This window comes from Taibaiella soli (genome assembly GCF_003236175.1).
In the GTDB taxonomy this organism is placed as follows: Bacteria; Bacteroidota; Bacteroidia; order Chitinophagales; family Chitinophagaceae; genus QKTW01.
The window spans coordinates 116,807-135,832 of the sequence record NZ_QKTW01000009.1 but is presented as its reverse complement, the minus strand read 5'-3'; the positions used below and the strand labels follow the sequence as shown (position 1 = coordinate 135,832).

Genomic DNA, 19,026 nt, shown 5'->3' with positions numbered 1-19,026 from the left:
ATCAGGAAACGATATCGACTACTTCATAAAGATGATTGATGAGATGTGTATGTGGTTCCGTTTGCAATTCTTCCGCAGTATAAGAACCAGTAGTAACGCCGATTACGTATTTGCAACCCGCCGCAGCACCTTGCTGCATATCAGAAGCCGTATCGCCAACTTTGGCCACACTGGCTACATCCGCGACATCTGTCATTTGCATTGCTTTGAAGATCATATCCGGATATGGACGGCCATTAGCGACTTCATCACTGGTAATACTCACATCAAAAAGTCCTTCTTCTTTCCAACCCAGACGATCGAAAATTGCGTCGGCGATATCACGCGAAAATCCTGTATCAATACCGATCTTGATGTTTTGTTCTTTCAGTTTTATAAATGTATCCCGCACACCTTCTTTTTCACGTATAATCGGGCTCTGCTTATAATGCTCCATCATTTTACCCACGAACACATCGTGTATTGCTGTCACTTTAGCATCGTCAGCAGCTTCATTATTTTCTCCGTAAATTTCCAGCAAAGCTTTAATAGCTACTGGTTTCGGGTAACCCATTACTTTGTTTACCTCATCCATGTTTGCGTCATAACCAAATGACTTCATTGCATATTGCAGCACTGCTGCCACGCTGTTATTGTCTTCTACGGTCGTGCCCGCCATGTCAAATACTACAAGTTTGATAGACATATCTCCTGTTTGTTTTAAAAATTCTATGCTCATTTCCGGGCGCCTGCGTTACATGTTTATGAATCGCTTTACATTTAAATGGAACAGGCGCCGGAATTGAATTCTATTTTTAGTATCAAGTAATTAGTATCAGGTATTAAGCTGATGTCTGAATTGCTTATGCATTCGTCGTCCTAAACGAATTCGACGCATAACTGAGTTCCGATTTCCTGAAACCGTCAACAATCAACGACAAACCGTTAATGCGCAATAATCACCTTATTGTCCATCACCTTCGCGCCAGCCTGAATACGGATGATATACATACCGCTCTCCTGTGCCGACAGATCTACGTTGAGTTTATAACCCATCTGCACATCCTCTTCGCGACGAATCAACATGCCATTTGTATTAAACACGCTGTAAGAAACCTTTTGGTGATTTGGATCGAACCAGAATGTGAACAAACCTGTAGATGGATTTGGATACACTTTCACATTCAGTTCCTGAGAGGCTACATTACCTACTGCTGTTGGATCAATAGGTGTCGATGTCGTGTCGTTACCAGTTGTATCGACGGTTTCTACGTGAATTGAATCCAGCAATGATTTACCATCCAGTGCCCAGCGCGTTACTGTATCAGGACGAACATTTTCGTCGTAGATCAGGTGGTGCAATGCTGTTACAGCGATATCTGCCTGAACCGGTGTGTGTTTCAGAATAGCTGTATCAACACCCGGAGGAACGATACGGTATGTTCCAGGATCTGCGCCAAAAAGTTGTTTGTGGATTACATGATTACCGCTTCCGATCCACCAGATATGGCGTTCGTCATTTGAGTTACCACCGTGACCGGTACCCAGACCGCCGTGATCAGTTGTGATCAATACCAACCAGTCTTCGTTTGCATAATTCGGACGGCTATGCAGCGCTGTGATGATATTGCCGATTTGTGCATCTACCGCTTGAATCGCAGAGATATAAGATGGATTGTTTGGACTGAAACCATTGGAGTGACCAGCGAGATCGACTGCATCAAAATAAACAGTGAGTACATCCATGTTTGAATTCAGCAACTGCGTTACAGCTACACTTCCCGTTGGTGTGGTACCGCCGTCCGGAACTTTAATGCGCGAATTATAGCCGTCGTATTGATTCGGAACATTGTCTACCAACGGTGACCATTCGATCACTTCCGCCGCATACAAATTTGGCTTGTATTCTTTTGCCAGCTTCGGAAACTCATTGTACTGATCAAAGTGACTGCCAGAATAAGAGTTATCCGTTACACCATGTTTCATATAGTTCACACCAGTAAAAATGGTAGACCATGATGGACCCGACACTGTAATACCAGTATGCCATGAGTCGAATGTGTAAGCACCGGTAGCGATCAAAGAATCAATGTTCGGTGTATTTGCAGCTTGCAACGCATCTGCGCGCGTACCATCAATACCGATCAACAATACTTTTCTTTTCTGTGATGCGAAAGTCAATACAGTACTTCCCATCAGCAACAATGCCAGTAACTTTAAGCGCTTCATAATTTTTGGTTTGATTATTTTTTGATAATTAATTACAGATTGAATTTGACACCCACTTCGAAGCGCGGGCCGTAGTATTCGATACGACGTGGACGCCAAGGCTGACCGATATATGTTTTGTAAGGCGCATTCAAAAGATTGTTTGCCTCACCGAATACGCTCATGTGTTTACTGACAGTAACTGCAAGCTGATAATCGAGCGAATAGGTTTCACCAACAAACAAATCATAGTCTGTGTCTTTGTGCAGAATACCGTAACCCGCAACAGAAGCCAGGTTCAACTCTTTCAGATAAGCGCCGGTATAGTTCAAACCCAGACGTGTATTCACACGACCTTTCTCATAATAGAGTGCAATGTTGTATAACCACGGTGTTTGTTCTGTCATTGCCTGACTGCTTGGACGTCCCGGCACCTGCATGCGCGCATAAGAATAAGTTACGTTAGCATAAACCCCGAAGCCGCTCCAGAAGCCGTGCAGAAAATCAAACTTGCGATCGATAGATGCTTCTGCACCCATAATGTAAGAGTTGCCTGCATTCTCATAGTACTTATAAATGATACCACTCACAGGGTCTGTATCTGCCTCCATTCTGGTGAATATGTGGTCAGTTACATTTTTATAGTATAACCCGAAAGTCATCAGACCTTTACCCCAATATCGTTGATAGGTGGCATCAAAATTGAGTGAATAGGTTGGTTTCAGATTCGGATTACCAAAATTGAATTCCAGATCTTCGAAACGAATCACCGGTGCGCCAGGCTTGGTTTCCTCAAAGTTGGGACGGTGAAATGTACGCGATACCGCCAGACGCAAATCTGACTTACTATCGATGGAATAGTTCGCATTTAAACTAGGTAAAATGGCGAGATAGTTCCTATCTACAGTTCTGCTCTCCGGCGCAAAATACCAGACAGAAGTGGTCCCATCAGGAGTTGTGTACATCTGACCTTGCGTAGACTGCGTATCACCAGTTTCTACAAAATGTGTGTTTTCAATACGTAGCCCACCTACTAATTCCCATTTACCCAACTTTGCTTCCGCCATTGCATAACCCGCTGAAACCTGCTCCTGATAATGGTATTTTGAACCGACCCAGACATAATAGTTGTTATTGTACTGATCCATTGCATAACCTTTCAGACTGTCGCCCAGATTACCAATAAGACCTGTCATCGCTGACGGCGTCAGAAATGGCATCAACTGCCCGGCATAAGCACCACTCATTGCGTTGAGGAAAGTGCTGTTGCGCGGCGGGTCTTGCGTTTCATGCTGATTCAGCCAGATACGCAAGTTCTGAATCTCGCCGGTGTTCGGATACCACGAATACTCACTGATTTCACGACTTCCCTGTTTCGCTCTGAATTTCAATCCAGCTTTAAGAGTTACCTTATCATTTAAAGTCCAGGTACCATTTACCTGCGCACTTACCGGATCTTTTTCCCAGGTATTATTTGTCTGACTCGTGATACTTTCCAGATAGTACTGATCGGTTCCTGGCAGGTAATTTGGCGTGGGGTGTATATTGTCGTAATGCGGCCCTGTACCGTAAGGGTTATCTCCATCCAACAATACATATGGCGTGGTTTTCACACTTGGATCAGACGGCATTTTGCCATAAAAATCTGTGTTGACAAAATCGTTGTAATAGAAAGTCTTCTCAATCGAATTGATAAAATTGAACGTTACATAACCATTTCTCGGATCGCCTTTTCCATATGGGAATGGCCCGTAGCGGAATGAATTATAGTAACTGGCTACTTTAGCATCAAGCTTAAATTTATCGCTCACATTCCAGGAAGCCGTGACATCCCCACCGTACAATCTGCGTTGCAACACACCGTGCGTACCGATATCACGCATACGCTGCCCTTCACCATCTGCCCAGTTATAAGTAGTTTTATACTGCCATTTATCGTCGTCCATACGACCGTGCATGAAGTGCGCTCCAAGCGTCAGTCGTGAGTTAGGTTTGTATTCTACCGCCGCATTTGCACCAAGTGTTTTACGCGTACCGAAATAATCTTTCAACTCCAGTGCGTTAATCTCATGGCTATAGTTAGAGCCGTAAACCATGCGCATGGCATCTGTTGCATAAGCCCGCTGATAATAAGAGCCGCTGAGTACGTAAGAGAATTTCTTGTCCTTCGTCGTATTCCCGTAAGTAAAATTGATATCATACAAAGGCTTGCCAGCACGCACATTCATACCAGCGCCCAGGTCAATATTGAATACCTTTTTTGTTGGCGGTGTTACTGTCTGAAAGTTAATGGCACCGCCAATATTATCCGCATCAAGATCTGGAGTCACAGTTCTTGTTACAATGATATTATCGACCAGTTGCGATGGAAAAACTTCGAAGTGAAAAGTGCGGCTCGGATCATCTTCATCCGAGGTAGGCAAACGATCACCGTTGACAAAAGTAGCAGTCCAATCAGTAGGAGTACCGCGTAATGCAACTGTACTACCCTCCCCTTTATTATGTTCCAGTTTTACACCAGCGGCGCGCTGCACAGCTTCGGCTACGTTTTTATCCGGCAACTTACCAATATTCTCCGCCGAAAGGACGGTAACAATTTTAGTTGAATTCTTCGTCATCTTCAATGCTTCCAGGTTAGAACCATTGTTGGCCTTACCTTTCACCGTCACCTCCTTCATTGCATGCGAATTATCTTTCAATGCAATGCTGCCGATTTCCGTCTCCTTTCCTTTCTGTACAGTGATCAGTATTAATTTTTCTTCGAACCCTGCATAAGAAATACGCAATTGGTATTGGCCTTCCGGCACATCTTTGATTTCAAAGCTGCCATCGTCATTGGTAACCGTACCCAATTTTGTATCGACCAATTTTATCAAGGCTCCGGCCAGTTTTCCATCAACGCCGCTTACCTTACCCTTTAGGCCCTGCTGCGCCAGACCAATCTGACACAGCAAAACCAGGGTAACCAATAAGAGACTTTTCAATCTGAATACACACATGATCTGCGCTGCTTATTGTTTTATTGAATATTATTTTACTTACGGACAACGATTTTGAATGTCTGCTTCGTTGTCGTGTTGCTGCATTTCAGCATATACAGTCCATCTGCCAGGTCGCCTGTATTCATTTGGTAATGATCTGCATTTATAGTCTCTCTACGAACCACCACACCCTGAACATTGTAGAGTTCTACGGTGCTGGTTTCATTTTTTACCGAAGGCTCAATGATGATATATTGTTGTGCCGGATTCGGATAGACTTTGAACTCAGCGCCTTTAGCTGCTGTATTTGAAACGGATGTTGGTGTTGGCGGGTTTGGATCCCAGATCGGGCCATTTGCCTGGAATGTCACCGGACCAAACCATTTACTATAACCAATGCCATCGCAACTATCACGGAGATAAACATCAAATGACATATTGTTAGAAAGACCAGTCAAAACGTATTTATTAGAATCAACACCTTCAATCAGGATACCAGCGCCAAGTGAATAACCTTGCTGCCCCCATTCCAGGGTATAAGATGTAGCACCGTTATTTGGCCACATAATGATTACAGAATCTCCGCCGAGGTAATGAATTTCAAGACCTGTAGGTGCTGCGCAAGGATCAGGCGTATGGAAACTGTAAGGGCCCACCCATTTGCTACTGTCTGTATTACTGCAACGATTGCGAACATAAACATCATATGTTTGATCTGCATTCAGATTAGCAATACCATCTTTTGCAGTTGTGACGGTATCAATTGTACCTGTACCTAACACAAAACCTTTCGGACCGTATTGCACATTCCATTTGTTCCCGTTACTAGTCCACGCGATGCGTGCATAATGACTCATCAAACTATCCACATGCACATTGGTAACATTCGCACAAGACTGCGCATTGAAATCTGCGAGCATTACCTCTTTACGTTTCTGAATGCCATCCACTGTCAACTGATGAACTGTTGTGTTGTTGCTCGCGCCAAAATCCGTCCACATCATTACATCAGCAGCATTTCGATTGTAGAGATGCAGATTTGCAGCATTTGTCACAGCCGTCGGATAGTTGCTGTAGTCATAACGCAAACGGTAATCTGAAGAAATCTGAACAATGTTGGTATTACTTACCCCCGCAGTGTCATAGGCAAATACGCCGAAGTATGTTTTATTATTGCCAAGGCTTGCCATATCGTAAGTAGTGTTTGGAAGGGTATCTACACGATAAACCTGGACAGCAGAATAGGTACCGCCGAAGCTATCTACTATCACTTTGCCATTTTGTGCAGAAGCCAGTTCAAGCGAATTATTTGCTAGTGAATTTGCATAAACATAAGCACTTGTATCACCAATTGCTGCACCGCTCGCTACACGCACCGGATTGTTTGTCAGCGTACCATTGAAAGAACCTGAAGTAGAAGCAGCAAGGTTTGTAGCAGCGTTGCCGGTCAATTCATCCATCCGGTAATAAGCCAGCAGATCTGTATTTGACGGCGCTACCTTACGACACATATTGTTGCGAATCTCTGTTTGCGTGCGAACTGTTTTCCAAATACGTACTTCATCGATCATCCCTTTAAATTTCACACCATAGGTACCTGTTCCATCCTGACCTAAACGGAATGGCAGTGTACCTTTTGTGTATTTATTTGAATCAACAGAGATGTCCATTGTTGGCGTCGTCCAGCTACTCGTACCACCTTGTGCATATCCTTGAATATTTGCCGGAATACCATTGATATAAAATGCGATGCTGCCTTTGCGATCTACGGTTACTGCAACATGGTTCCAGTTATGAATCAGATTCAGACCAGGCAAGTTGATATGCCAATCACGACGAATACCGTTCAGTGGCTGTACGTTAAACCAAAGTGTACTGGCAGGAAAACCAGATTTATCAGAACGACCGAGCGACCAACCTACGTTTGCACCGTTGTTCCAGTTTTTATTACCGATGATTACCTCATCATCGTTGAATTTGTCGAAGTTTACCCACAGTTCAATCGAGAAATTGTTGGTATCCAGTTCCGCAGATACAGCCGTACCAAGGTTTACATGCTCATTCGCAGTAGTACCAGGAAAAGACATTGCATAGCCAGCACCATATTTGCTGTAATCAGCGAGTGTAGTAAATGTGTACGGACCAGCCCACGGACTACTATTGTTCAAGCCAGCGCAAGTATCTTGTACATAAAAAGTATAAGTAGTGTTTGCGCCAAGACCAGACGCATTGTACGTGATTGCACTGAGATTGCTTATACGTGTACCGTTTCCGATTGTGAAGTTACCGGCACCGTATTCAATGTTCCAACGGTTAGAACCACCACTTACCCAATTCAGCGTAGCAGAAGTTGCCGCGATATTTTGTACACCTAAACCTGACGGCGTATTACAAATAGCCGGGTTAGAAAAATTGCCAATAATCAACTCATACAATCCAGTCTGCGCACTAAGTGCGAGTGTATTAGCAGTTGTATTTTTTGTTGCAGCTGCAGCATTCCACGTAGAGTCCGGACCTTTTCTTTTATAAAGATCAATGCCGCCTTCAAACGTATTTGCCGCAGGAAAGTTGGTATAATCATGCAACACTGCATAGCTTCCTGACGTAGCAGAATCTACCGGAAAAACACCGAAGTAAACATTGTTTGCATTTGGGTTTGGAATAGACCCATAAGTATTCGGCGCCGCATCTACACGATAGACCTGCATGCCTTTCAGACTGCCGGTCATGTTTTGCACGGTTGTGCTGCCATGCGCGGCAGAAGCGAGCGACAGCACTACACCAGTGAAAGAAGACGCATAAATATTTGCCGAAGTATCACCAATCGCAGCACCGCTGTTTACACGCACCGGACTGTTCGTCATCACACCATTAAACACAGTTGCATAAGCAGTCGCATTGTTATTGATTGCACTACCCGTCGTTTCATTCATCGGATAGTACGCGAGCAAACCAGCTTCTGTACCAGCAAGTTTTTGACACATATTGTCGCGGAGCTGTGCTTGTGTACGAACCGATTTCCAGAAACGCACCTCGTCTATTTTACCTGCAAACTTTGAACCGTATGTGCCTGTACCATCCTGACCAAGGCGAATCGGCAATGCACCATCCAGTGTCTTTCCAGAATCAGCCGCAATGCTTACCGGAGTACCATTCTGCACGCCATTCACATAACCGGTCAACATACCTTTGCGATCTACGACCATTGCAATATGGTTCCAGTTACCTTGTAGTTTCGGAACCGTCATCACGTAGTCAACACGCGTACCTCCGGCAGGTTTAAAATTGAATTGAATCTGTGTTGCAACACTGCTTTTCAGATTCCATTCGAAGCCTGTATTGGCACCACTATTCCAGTCTTTATTTCCGATAAAACTCGGGTCACTGCTCGTTACATTGAAGTTTACCCACATCTCCAACGTAAAACTCACCGTATCCAGTTTGTTGGAAAGAGAGTCGCCAAGATTGATGTGTTCGTTCGCCGATGTACCAGGGAAACTTATAGCTCTGCCGCCCCCTTGTGCCTGGGCGCTTACAAAGCCAAACACGCCCAGCATACAAGCGATGCCATAGCGTAAAAGCTTTTTTGTTGTGTTGAAGTGTTCCATTTTTTGCTACCGATTTTCGACAGCAAAAGTGCCTCAGGAATGTTTACTAATTCTAAACATCAGTTTACCAAATTGTTAAGAATGTTTAGTATTACTTAACAATTCTACGTATTTAGAAAAAGAAACCAAACAAACACTATCCCAATCAACAACTTATAAATAAACAGATTCACACCCATATCTGAATACAAAAAGTGCACAACAGCGTCTGATAAAAAGGGAGAAATGTATAGTATCTATATACCTGTGTCGGTTAATGGGTTAAAATGGCAAAAGGTTAAATAAGATGATACTTACTCGCACCCCCCATTTAACCAATTAATCTTTTAACCCTTTGCCCTTTAACTCCCAGAAAGGAAATACAGAAATACTAAACATTGTTTACTTCTATTTAACGTCCGTATAAAGACAGATTTATACGAAATACCTATTTTTGCGTTTCCACAATACCATCAAGACTCACAAAATGGAAGGTGCTTTCCTGCTGGAAATCAGCAAAAAAATTAAAAAATACAGAACGGAGAAACGGTTTACACTTCAAGAATTAGCCGATCGCTCAGGTGTCACCAAGGGACTCATATCACAAATTGAAAACGGACGAAGCATTCCTTCTCTTCCTGTTTTGTTTAGTATTATTAAATCTTTGGAAATCGCCATTAGTGATTTTTTCGCGGACATCGCCGCTCATCTCGATGTAGAACCGGTTATTGTTCGCAAGAAGGAGGAATATGAACCTTTCCAGAAAGAAGATGCCATTGGCTTTTTTTACCATCGCATTCATACGCAAAACGTAGCTGCCGCAACCGTAGACATTGTATTGCTTACACTGGAGCCCGGCGCTACACGACCAATGGTGCAAACGGAAGCTTTTGAATACAAGTATATCATTAGTGGTAAAGTCGAATACGAAATCAATGGTAATTCTTATGTGCTGGAGGAAGGTGATTCACTTTTCTTCGATGGTCGTCTGTCGCACGTACCGCGCACTATAGGCAAAAAGCCAGCGGTGATGCTGATTGTTTATTTCTTCGAACAGGAGTAGGATCGCTGATGTCTGATTTCTGACGTCTGAATTCTTCTCGCGGAGGCGCAACGGCCTTCGTTATCTATTTCCTGTCAGACTGAGCGGAGTCGAAGTCCGAACCCTAGAGTTTCCTGCAAAGATGCTAAGGGGCGAAGATGTAAAGGTCTTTCTTCTTCTCACGTAGGCGCAACGGCTTTCGTTATCTATTTCCTGTCAGACTGAGCGGAGTCGAAGTCCGAACACTAGAGTTTCCTGCAAAGATCATAAGGAACGAAGATGTAAAGGTCTTTCTTCTCACGAAGGCGCAACGGCATTCCATAAAAACGAAGCTCGGCGCGAGCATTTCCCGAAAAGACGAAAAGGTCTGATGTTTTGTTTGGCACAAAATCGATGCACTCCCGTTTGTCACATCGACGAAGGAAATGTTCCGGGTAACAGCGAGTGGTTTCCCTCAAAAAACACCAAGGAGCAAAAACGAAAAGGTCTGATGTTTTGCAGCACAAGATGTGGTGCATAATTTCCCGGAGCGAAATCAGATTACCACGTCGTCCCCACAGCTTCGCTGTTTGGCAATTCCTCGTAATAACCCGGCCGGTATTGTACACTATATTGGGAACACACCACGCTGGTCATCCAGAGGCACGACGTGGGGATCTGATTTCGCATTTAATATCACATTATCTGGATCGCTTTCATAATAGATTCCTATTTCCACTGGAAGTTTTCCTGCTTCGGAGGAGCTAGAGTAGACTTTTTCTTAATCGTTTGTTAACGATACCCTTTAAGCTATTCAATAGTATTCCATTAACAAAGAATATCAATTTAAAAAGCAAATTTTACACTCAGAAACGAAAGCCAGGTACACAATCCTTTTAAATTTTTAGATCGACCGAAGGTTAACACAACCACCCCCAAAACATTGTTCGAAAGCTATTTTAAACTCGGTTGGTTTTGTAATAATGGCGGGTCTGCTAGATGCAGGCCCGTTCGTTTTTTGGGTATACTTCGGGATGCTAAATGCGACCGGCGGGCAATTGAAAAATAAACGTACTACCCTCGCCCAGTTTGCTCTCTACCATCAATTTTCCACCCTGTGCTTCAATAAATTCTTTGCCGATGGAAAGTCCCAGACCAGTTCCGGCTTGTTCTCCGGGAATTTTGTAATAACGATCAAAAATATGCGCCGCATGGGTTTCATCAATTCCCGGACCAAAATCTTTTACGGAGAAGAAAACTTTATTATGGTCATGCGATACATGGATGATAATTTTAGTTCCCTGCGGTGAAAACTTGATGGCATTGTTCAATAGATTAATCAAAACCCAGGAAGTTTTCTCCGCGTCAGCGATGATGTCTGGCAGGTTATCATCATAGGTATTCTCTAGATGTATATTTTTCTGAGACGCCTGCACCTGTACTGCCGGCAATGCCATATCGATAATTTTCGAAGCCTGGATAATCTGAAGCTTAAGCTGAATTTGCCCCGTTTCCAGCTGCGTCATGTTCAACAATTCGCCAGTCAGCTTCAATAGTCTTTCCGCATCATCTGAGACATTCCCGATCAACTCCTTTTGTTCTGTATTCAGGTCGCCGATGCGTTCGTCGGTCAAGAGTCTTGTACTCATTTTAATGGATGAAATCGGAGTTTTCAGTTCATGAGAAATAGTCGCCAGCAAATTAGTTTTAGAAATATCCAGCTCTTTAAATGAGGTAATATTCTTGAGCGTAAACACTTCCCCAATTTGTTTTTCTTCATTAAAAACCGTTCGCGCGTCGGCAGAAAAATAATTCTCTTTGCCATCCACCACTATTTTCAATGGTTGACTCGATTGATCTTTCTGCAAAACGGTACGTAGCAAATCGTTGTACAAAGCCACGTCTGGTGCGTATTTGCCTAATATTTCGGATGACTTGAGATGAAATAAATGCTCGGCCGTATTGTTGATAAACAAGATTTTATTTTCCGCATCCATTCCAATTACGGCATCTTCCATCTGGTTGATGATTGTTTCCACACGTTTCTTTTCAAACATCAATTGCGATAAATTACTGTGCTCATATCCGTATAATTTCTCGGCCATTTTATTGAATGCACCGGCCATTTCACCAAGCTCATCTTTATTATCGAGGTAAATGCGCTTGTTATAATTCTTGTCGGATATTTCACGAATACCTTCTGTGAGCAATCGCATCGGCTCCGCAATAGAAGCAGGAATATTAATGGTCAAAGTAAAACCGACTAACACGAAAACTACGGCCAATACAGAGATCCACAACCTTGCTTCATGAGACGCCTTGATAGCAGCACTATTCTTCTTCTCTATCGCGGACTGATTGATGTCTGACAGATGATAGATCTTCCTGTTAAGGCTATCTACATCTGCATCTGTATAACGTCCGTCTTTGATCTTGTCAAAATAGGCATGCACATCTGCTGTTGCTGCGTATTCTCCTTTTTCCGTAACATTTTCATCCTGCTGTTTCAGCGCATTTTCAAACCTGACGAATGACTGCGGATGTGCTTTAAACTCGTCGGCAGCACGTAGCATTTCATTGCAATAGCGAATAGAAAGATTGTTGTCCTTCAGGATATTTTCTGTTTGTCCCGAAAGAATATTGATGAAGGTAAAAGCCACCACACTTACGGTCAGCAGTAATACAAACAGTACACTGATACCGATAGACAGCTTGGATTTGATGGACAATTTCATATCAGGAAAGAATAATCAAGTCTACATTAAATTGTGACAACTTTTTCAACAGATCATTAAACACGCTGGTAGACAAAATTACTTGTAACAGACTTAAATGCGGCTTACCAATGCAAACTGTTGTGATAGCCCTCTTCTCCACTTCTTCCAAAATCCCTTTAGATATACGGTCGCTGGTATTTTTAATCACTGTCGCACCCAGTTCTGTGGCTAATTTTAAATTATTAATCAAATAACGTTGCTTATCCAGTGGAATCTTATCCGGACTTTCTCCAGGCGTTTCTATATAGAGCACAAACCACTGCGCATTGTAGTAACTAGCCAGTCGTGCAGCTTTCCGAATTACAATCTTTGCCGTTTTTTCGTTGGTACTCACACAGGCTAATATTTTTTCGTGTCGATAGCCCACATTACGCGGCACTACAGTTTCCACCTTGCGCTCAATTTGTCCGGCCACTTCTTTCAACGCCAGTTCACGCAATTGCAGAATACTTTCGGGTTTGAAAAAGTTTCTCAAAGCAGTTTCAACCTTGTCTGCCGCATAAATTTTTCCAGACTTCAGCCTTTCTATTAGTTCATCGGCAGTAAGATCAATGTTCACTACTTCATCTGCTTCCTTCAAAATAGCATCCGGAATACGTTCTGCAACTTCTACACCGGTGACATTCTTGATAGTATCGTTGAGACTTTCAATATGCTGAATGTTGACGGCACTGATTACATTGATACCTGCCTCCAGTATGTCCAGCACATCCTGCCAGCGCTTTTCATTTCTACTTCCCGGCACATTTGTATGCGCCAGCTCGTCTACCAACACCACTTCCGGATGCTGGTTAATGATGGCTTGTGTATCCATCTCATCAAGCTCCTTGCCTTTATAGAAAACACTCCGGCGCGGAATTACCGGCAAGCCTTCAACGAGCGCCAGCGTTTCTTTACGCCCATGTGTTTCAATATAACCAACAACCACATCCACATTGTTGTGCAACAATGAATGTGCTTCCTGCAGCATTCTATACGACTTTCCCACACCAGCGCTCATGCCGATGTAAATCTTGAATTTCCCGCGACGTGATTTCCGGATCATCTCCAGGAAATGTTCGGCATTTTGTTCCTGTTCTTCTATCATACCTTTTCAGATGATGATGTCAAAAATTCATTTTCAGCGAGCTTTCTTTTCTAACTAAAAGATAAGCTAAAATGGCGACGGGCAACGTTAATGCTGCCACTTCACCTGTTTATATCAACAACACTGTACCTATAAACGGAACAGCACTGCAAAAATCAATCTACTCTCTGACTTCACCAGATCGGGTTTCCAGTCTGCAGGCAACGGCGTTGTTGTGTAGCCCGTTGGAGAAGTCACGCCACCTGCGCCGGCGAAATAAGGCACATTGGCTTCTCTGTGTACATATTCGGCCCGGAATGTAATACTCTGATTGGGCATCCAGTCTATATTAGTTGACGCGTCCCATCCAGTAAATTTATCGCCGGGATTAGCAGTGAATGGATGCGTACCAATTGTCTGAGTAGGATCGTTCGGGTTGGGCAGCGGGCTTGCATCACCAGTTGGCAGCAATACCAGATAACGGCCAGGATTAGTCATTACGCCACCACCGATAGTCCATGCCAGCTTGCTTTTCGCAAACCAGATACGGTTGTAAAACATACCGCTCACAAAATTTTGCGCTGGTCCGCCAGAACCACCAAATGCAGTCACGCCACCACCATTCTCAAAACCGATATCTCCGGTAAGTGAAAAGGCCATTTTTGTAATTCCTTTCGATGTGGGATTATTGTAATAACGGTACAGAAAACTGTTGTCTGAATGGAAACGTTTGCGATCCGGAATACCCGCTGCGTCACTGCCGTAATAATCATTCGTCAGCAATTTAACTGCTTCATTCGGACACCAGGTTACATTGAAACCTGCTCCAGGCATACTATTGAACTTACCATAGCTCTGCCAGCCATTAATCAACCACAATTCCACTTTCAGCTTTTGTGCCGGGAACATTTGTACGCGCAAACCATTAAAAAACCATGGCGTGTTATCAGAAGTATAAGACGCCTGATACTCCCAGTTTTCTACCTGATAGTAAGAATTCAAACCAACATAAGACATAAACATACCAGCGTCTACGTTAATGCCGTACCATACATTGAAGTGATACCCGCCGTATGCTTCGCTGATATAACGGTATGCATTTGCCAGATCATACTGTCCCCGATAAACGCTGTAATCGTTGCGTGGCACCACTGTAGATCGCGTACCAAACTGTGTCATGATACGGCCACGTGCACCTTCGTAATAAAAATCACCACCAAGCGATGCACAGGAAACTTCCATTTCATTGTTGCGCGCCAAAGCTGTAGAACCCACAACGGTATTATCATTGGGATTATTGAACGAATGCGTATAGTTTGCATCAACAATAACGCTCCCGGTAAAGTATTTGGTTTGCAGTATCGGATTGGTTCTGCGATCAGATCCGTTCTGCCAGGTAAAATCCATTCCCTCAAAAGGAATTTTCTCCTTCACGACAGTATCGGTTGCTTCGGCGAATGTGTTTTGGATAGCCATGAACCCTGCAATAAAAGTTAAGAGTAATCGTGAATGTTTCATCTATGGTTTGTTGTTCGTTTAAAACTGTTTAAAATTTAGCAGTAATTCCTGCCAGCAATGCAAAATCATTATTAATTGGGATGCTCGAAGGATTGAAGAAAACGTTACCTGCAGACCAGAAATATCTGGCATCAAGTCTGACCAACACCCTGGATGTTACCCCAATTGTATAACATAGGCTGGCACTGGAACAAGAAAAACTGGCGGCATTGGTTACCGGCACCACCATAACGGCATGCGGATCGCTAAAATATTCACCACGCGCAGCGAGCGATTGATTTTTTGCAAACGAATACCGTCCAATCAGATTTGCCTGCCACCATTTCGGATTCGTTGTTTCTACTTCTGTTTTTTCAGTTTGGATACCTCCGTAAACACTAGAGCTGAATGACCATTTGGACGAAGGATTATAGATGGCGTACACGTCCGAGAAATAACGCGTGCTGAAAGTAGGATGTGTATTGGAGCGTTCATCGCCCACATAAGTATTCCAATTGACCAGTAGCTTATCGTTGGGCTTATACTCAACCTGGCTGCCAAAAGAAAGCGGGCTGTTGATGTCTTCGATCTCCTGCCAGCCGTTAAGCAGGTATAAATAAAGATTGACTTCGTCCGTCAACGGTAAGCTCAGCTTCGCGCCAGCAAGGTAGTACGGTACGTATTCCGCGCCGAGCGACCGGGAATACATCAACTGATCAAAAGAGATTGCGGACTCATTGGTGTAAAAAGAATTAATAATACCCGCATCCAGCCAGATGTTTTTGTGTTTGAATAGCTTTACGCCAACGTTTGCTTCTACAATGTTGCGAAGCGTTGTGCGCTCGGCAGTGTAATTGGCATTCATGTAAGTTCCGAAGCCAGGGGTGAAGGTAGCACGTACCCTGTCTGAGGAAAGTTTCAGGCTCAGGTAAGCGAGGTTCACATTCACCTCGCTGTGTCTGTTTGCCGATACAAAATAGGGTCTGTTCCCATCCTGCGGCTGATTAAAATCATAGCCAAAATAAGCGTCTACATAACCTTCCAATGATACCTGTACATTATTAGCAGAGTCCGGTCCCGATGCATAACGAATGAATTGCGCGGATGCATTTTCGATCGCCAACAGCATACATCCTGCCAGTAAATATTTCTTCATATAGTCCTTTCGTTTTTAAAATCATCTGATGTTTCATTTCAATTCATCAAGTGCAACATTCAATTTCAACACATTCACTTTCGAAGGACCGAGCAGTGATTTCTGCGTATGTGCCGCTACCAGATCATACAATTTCTGTTCTGGGACACGACGTAATGTTGCGATGCGTTTCACTTGTATCCGGGCGCCTTCCGGGGAAAGATCGGGATCAAGACCACTACCGGATGCGGTTACCAGTTCCGTTGGAATATCTGCTTTATTTACACCCGGGTTATGCACCATAAACGTATCAATACGATCCTGTACGGTTTTCAGAAATTCAGGATTGGTCGGACCTTTATTACTACCTCCGGAACCTGCGGCATTATAACCAACAGCAGACGGACGTGGCTGGAAATAGGTATCATCACTGAAAGCCTGTGCAATATTCTCATAGCCCACTACCTTTCCATCTCTATATACTTTAACGCCATCGCCAGCACCCGGCGCCATCTTAGCGATACCTGCAATTAACAACGGATAAATCACAGCCAGCAAAACCAGCAAAGCAACAGTGAGTTTAATCGATGGCAACAAATACTTTTTCATATAGCTTTTCTTTTTCGTTTTTACAGGAACAGGGAAATGAGCATGTCGATTAATTTGATACCGATAAATGGAACGATGACACCACCAATACCATAGATCAGCAGATTGCGACGTAACAACGCACTTGCACCAATCGCTTTGTAGGCAACACCACGCAACGCTAATGGAATCAGCAGCGGAATAATGATGGCATTGAAAATAACAGCAGAAAGAATTGCCGATTCAGGGCTTGTCAGATTCATCACATTCATTGCTTTCAACGCGGGAATAGTAGCAATAAACAATGCGGGAACAATCGCAAAATATTTGGCAACATCATTGGCAATACTAAAAGTGGTCAACGTGCCGCGTGTCATCAGCAATTGCTTACCAATCTCTACGATCTCAATCAATTTAGTCGGATCATTATCGAGATCAACCATGTTACCTGCTTCTTTCGCGGCCGAAGTACCACTGTTCATAGCCACACCCACATCTGCCTGAGCCAGTGCCGGCGCGTCATTCGTACCATCACCCATCATAGCAACAAGACGGCCTTCCGTTTGTTCCCGTTTGATGTAGTTCATTTTATCCTCCGGTTTCGCCTCTGCGATATAATCATCCACACCTGCTTTTTCAGCAATGAATTTTGCAGTAAGCGGATTGTCGCCGGTTACCATTACCGTCTTCACACCCATTTTGCGTAAGCGTTCAAAACGCTCCTGAATACCGGGTTTGATGATATCCTGCAATTCAATCACACCCATTACATTTTCATTCTGCGACACTACAAGCGGCGTGCCACCGTTACCAGATATCTCTTTTACTTTCTCCGCAGTTGCCGGCGGAAATTGATTACCCGCTTTCGTTACGATATTACGGATCGCATCAAATGCACCTTTACGAATACGGATACAAGGATCATCGAGCGTAGCCACATTTCCATTATGACTGCCTGTTTTTTGCAGATGCAGTGCGCGATCCAGATCAATACCGGAAGTCCGTGTCTCAGCAGTAAACTTGATAAACTTCAACACTTCCTCTTTCTTCAAAACCGGCGTATTCATACTGCGCGTGTTTGCCAGTTCAATAATGGATTTACCTTCCGGTGTTTCATCTGAAAGCGAAGCCAGCATACAGGCTTCCATAAATGCTTTCTCGTTGACGCCGTCGGCAGGCCAGAAATGAGATGCTTTACGGTTACCGATCGTGATAGTACCCGTTTTGTCGAGCAACAATACATCTATATCTCCGGCCGTTTCAACAGCTTTACCACTTTTCGCAATAACATTGGCACGCAACGCACGATCCATACCTGCGATACCGATGGCAGAAAGTAAACCGCCAATTGTAGTAGGAATCAGACAAACGAACAAGGAGACGAATGCCGCAATGGTGATAGGTGTCTGCGCATAATCTGCAAACGGTTTTAAGGTAACGCACACAATAATGAACACAAGTGTAAAGCTTGCCAGCAATATGGTGAGTGCAATTTCATTAGGTGTTTTTTGCCTGTTGGCGCCTTCTACGAGTGCAATCATTTTATCAAGGAAACTCTCTCCTGGCTCTGTGGTCACACGTACTTTAATACGATCTGAAAGCACTTTCGTGCCGCCTGTTACGGAAGATTTATCGCCACCTGCTTCGCGAATTACGGGAGCAGATTCCCCTGTGATAGCGCTTTCATCAATAGTAGCCAATCCTTCTACAATCTCTCCATCCATTGGAATAACATCACCCGCCTCACACAAAAAATAATCTCCTTTTTTCAACTCCACCGAACTTACTGTGTGTATTTCATTAAGGAAAATTTCACCCATGAGGATAATCTTTTTCGCAGGGGTATCTTCTCTTGTTTTACGCAGGCTATCCGCTTGTGCTTTACCCCTTGCTTCGGCAATGGCTTCGGCAAAATTGGCAAACAGCAATGTGAGCAGCAACACGATGAAAACAGTGAGGTTATAACCAAAACTACCTTGTGTGTGATCTTTTGTGATGAAAGTATATGCAGTGACGATGAGCATAATCAATGTGCCCACTTCTACGGTAAACATCACCGGATTGCGGAACATCACTTTGGGATTCAGCTTCACAAACGAAGCTTTCAGACTGGTCATCACCAGTTCTTTTTCAAATAATTTATTGCCAGACGATTTCATTTTTATCTTTTTATCAGCTCCAGTTAAG

Annotated in this window: 11 protein-coding genes; 1 reads left to right on the top strand and 10 read right to left on the bottom strand. The window is 43.6% G+C overall.

Annotated elements, in window-relative coordinates:
* Position 1: 1 nt before the first annotated feature.
* The 4 genes from DN068_RS05870 to DN068_RS05855 form a co-directional block, all read right to left on the bottom strand.
* The gene (locus DN068_RS05870; protein WP_165836295.1) at positions 2-685 is read right to left on the bottom strand and encodes a phosphonatase-like hydrolase; all 684 of its coding nucleotides are present in this window, start codon (positions 683-685) and stop codon (positions 2-4) included.
* A gap of 239 nt (positions 686-924) precedes the next feature.
* Positions 925-2,208, bottom strand: a complete 1,284-nt coding sequence (locus tag DN068_RS05865; protein ID WP_110997964.1) for an alkaline phosphatase family protein — start codon at positions 2,206-2,208, stop codon at positions 925-927.
* Between the two features lie 32 nt (positions 2,209-2,240).
* The gene (locus DN068_RS05860; protein WP_110997963.1) at positions 2,241-5,186 is read right to left on the bottom strand and encodes a TonB-dependent receptor; all 2,946 of its coding nucleotides are present in this window, start codon (positions 5,184-5,186) and stop codon (positions 2,241-2,243) included.
* A gap of 35 nt (positions 5,187-5,221) precedes the next feature.
* Complete coding sequence (locus tag DN068_RS05855) at positions 5,222-8,776, bottom strand: LamG-like jellyroll fold domain-containing protein (protein ID WP_110997962.1); 3,555 nt, start codon at positions 8,774-8,776, stop codon at positions 5,222-5,224.
* A gap of 433 nt (positions 8,777-9,209) precedes the next feature.
* Between DN068_RS05855 and DN068_RS05850 the strand changes: the two genes are divergently transcribed.
* Entirely contained in the window at positions 9,210-9,818 is a 609-nt protein-coding gene (locus DN068_RS05850; protein ID WP_243630120.1) for a helix-turn-helix domain-containing protein, read from the top strand.
* 995 nt (positions 9,819-10,813) lie between these two features.
* Here the strand turns inward: DN068_RS05850 and DN068_RS05845 are convergent.
* The 6 genes from DN068_RS05845 to kdpB all read right to left on the bottom strand — a co-directional run bounded on the left by DN068_RS05845 (position 10,814) and on the right by kdpB (position 18,998).
* Positions 10,814-12,511: an ATP-binding protein gene (locus DN068_RS05845; RefSeq protein ID WP_110997960.1), complete on the bottom strand. Its 1,698-nt coding sequence runs from the start codon at positions 12,509-12,511 to the stop codon at positions 10,814-10,816.
* 1 nt (position 12,512) lies between these two features.
* Positions 12,513-13,640 carry a sensor protein KdpD gene (locus tag DN068_RS05840; protein WP_110997959.1) on the bottom strand — a complete coding sequence of 376 codons (1,128 nt, stop codon included), beginning with the start codon at positions 13,638-13,640 and terminating at the stop codon, positions 12,513-12,515.
* Between the two features lie 129 nt (positions 13,641-13,769).
* Complete coding sequence (locus DN068_RS05835) at positions 13,770-15,095, bottom strand: outer membrane beta-barrel protein (RefSeq protein ID WP_110997958.1); 1,326 nt, start codon at positions 15,093-15,095, stop codon at positions 13,770-13,772.
* Positions 15,096-15,165: 70 nt separating this feature from the next.
* On the bottom strand, positions 15,166-16,272 hold the full coding sequence (locus DN068_RS05830) for an outer membrane beta-barrel protein (RefSeq protein WP_110997957.1): 1,107 nt from the start codon (positions 16,270-16,272) through the stop codon (positions 15,166-15,168).
* A gap of 33 nt (positions 16,273-16,305) precedes the next feature.
* Positions 16,306-16,860 carry a potassium-transporting ATPase subunit KdpC gene (gene kdpC / locus DN068_RS05825; RefSeq protein ID WP_110997956.1) on the bottom strand — a complete coding sequence of 185 codons (555 nt, stop codon included), beginning with the start codon at positions 16,858-16,860 and terminating at the stop codon, positions 16,306-16,308.
* Positions 16,861-16,880: 20 nt separating this feature from the next.
* On the bottom strand, positions 16,881-18,998 hold the full coding sequence (gene kdpB / locus DN068_RS05820) for a potassium-transporting ATPase subunit KdpB (protein ID WP_110997955.1): 2,118 nt from the start codon (positions 18,996-18,998) through the stop codon (positions 16,881-16,883).
* Positions 18,999-19,026: the final 28 nt, after the last annotated feature.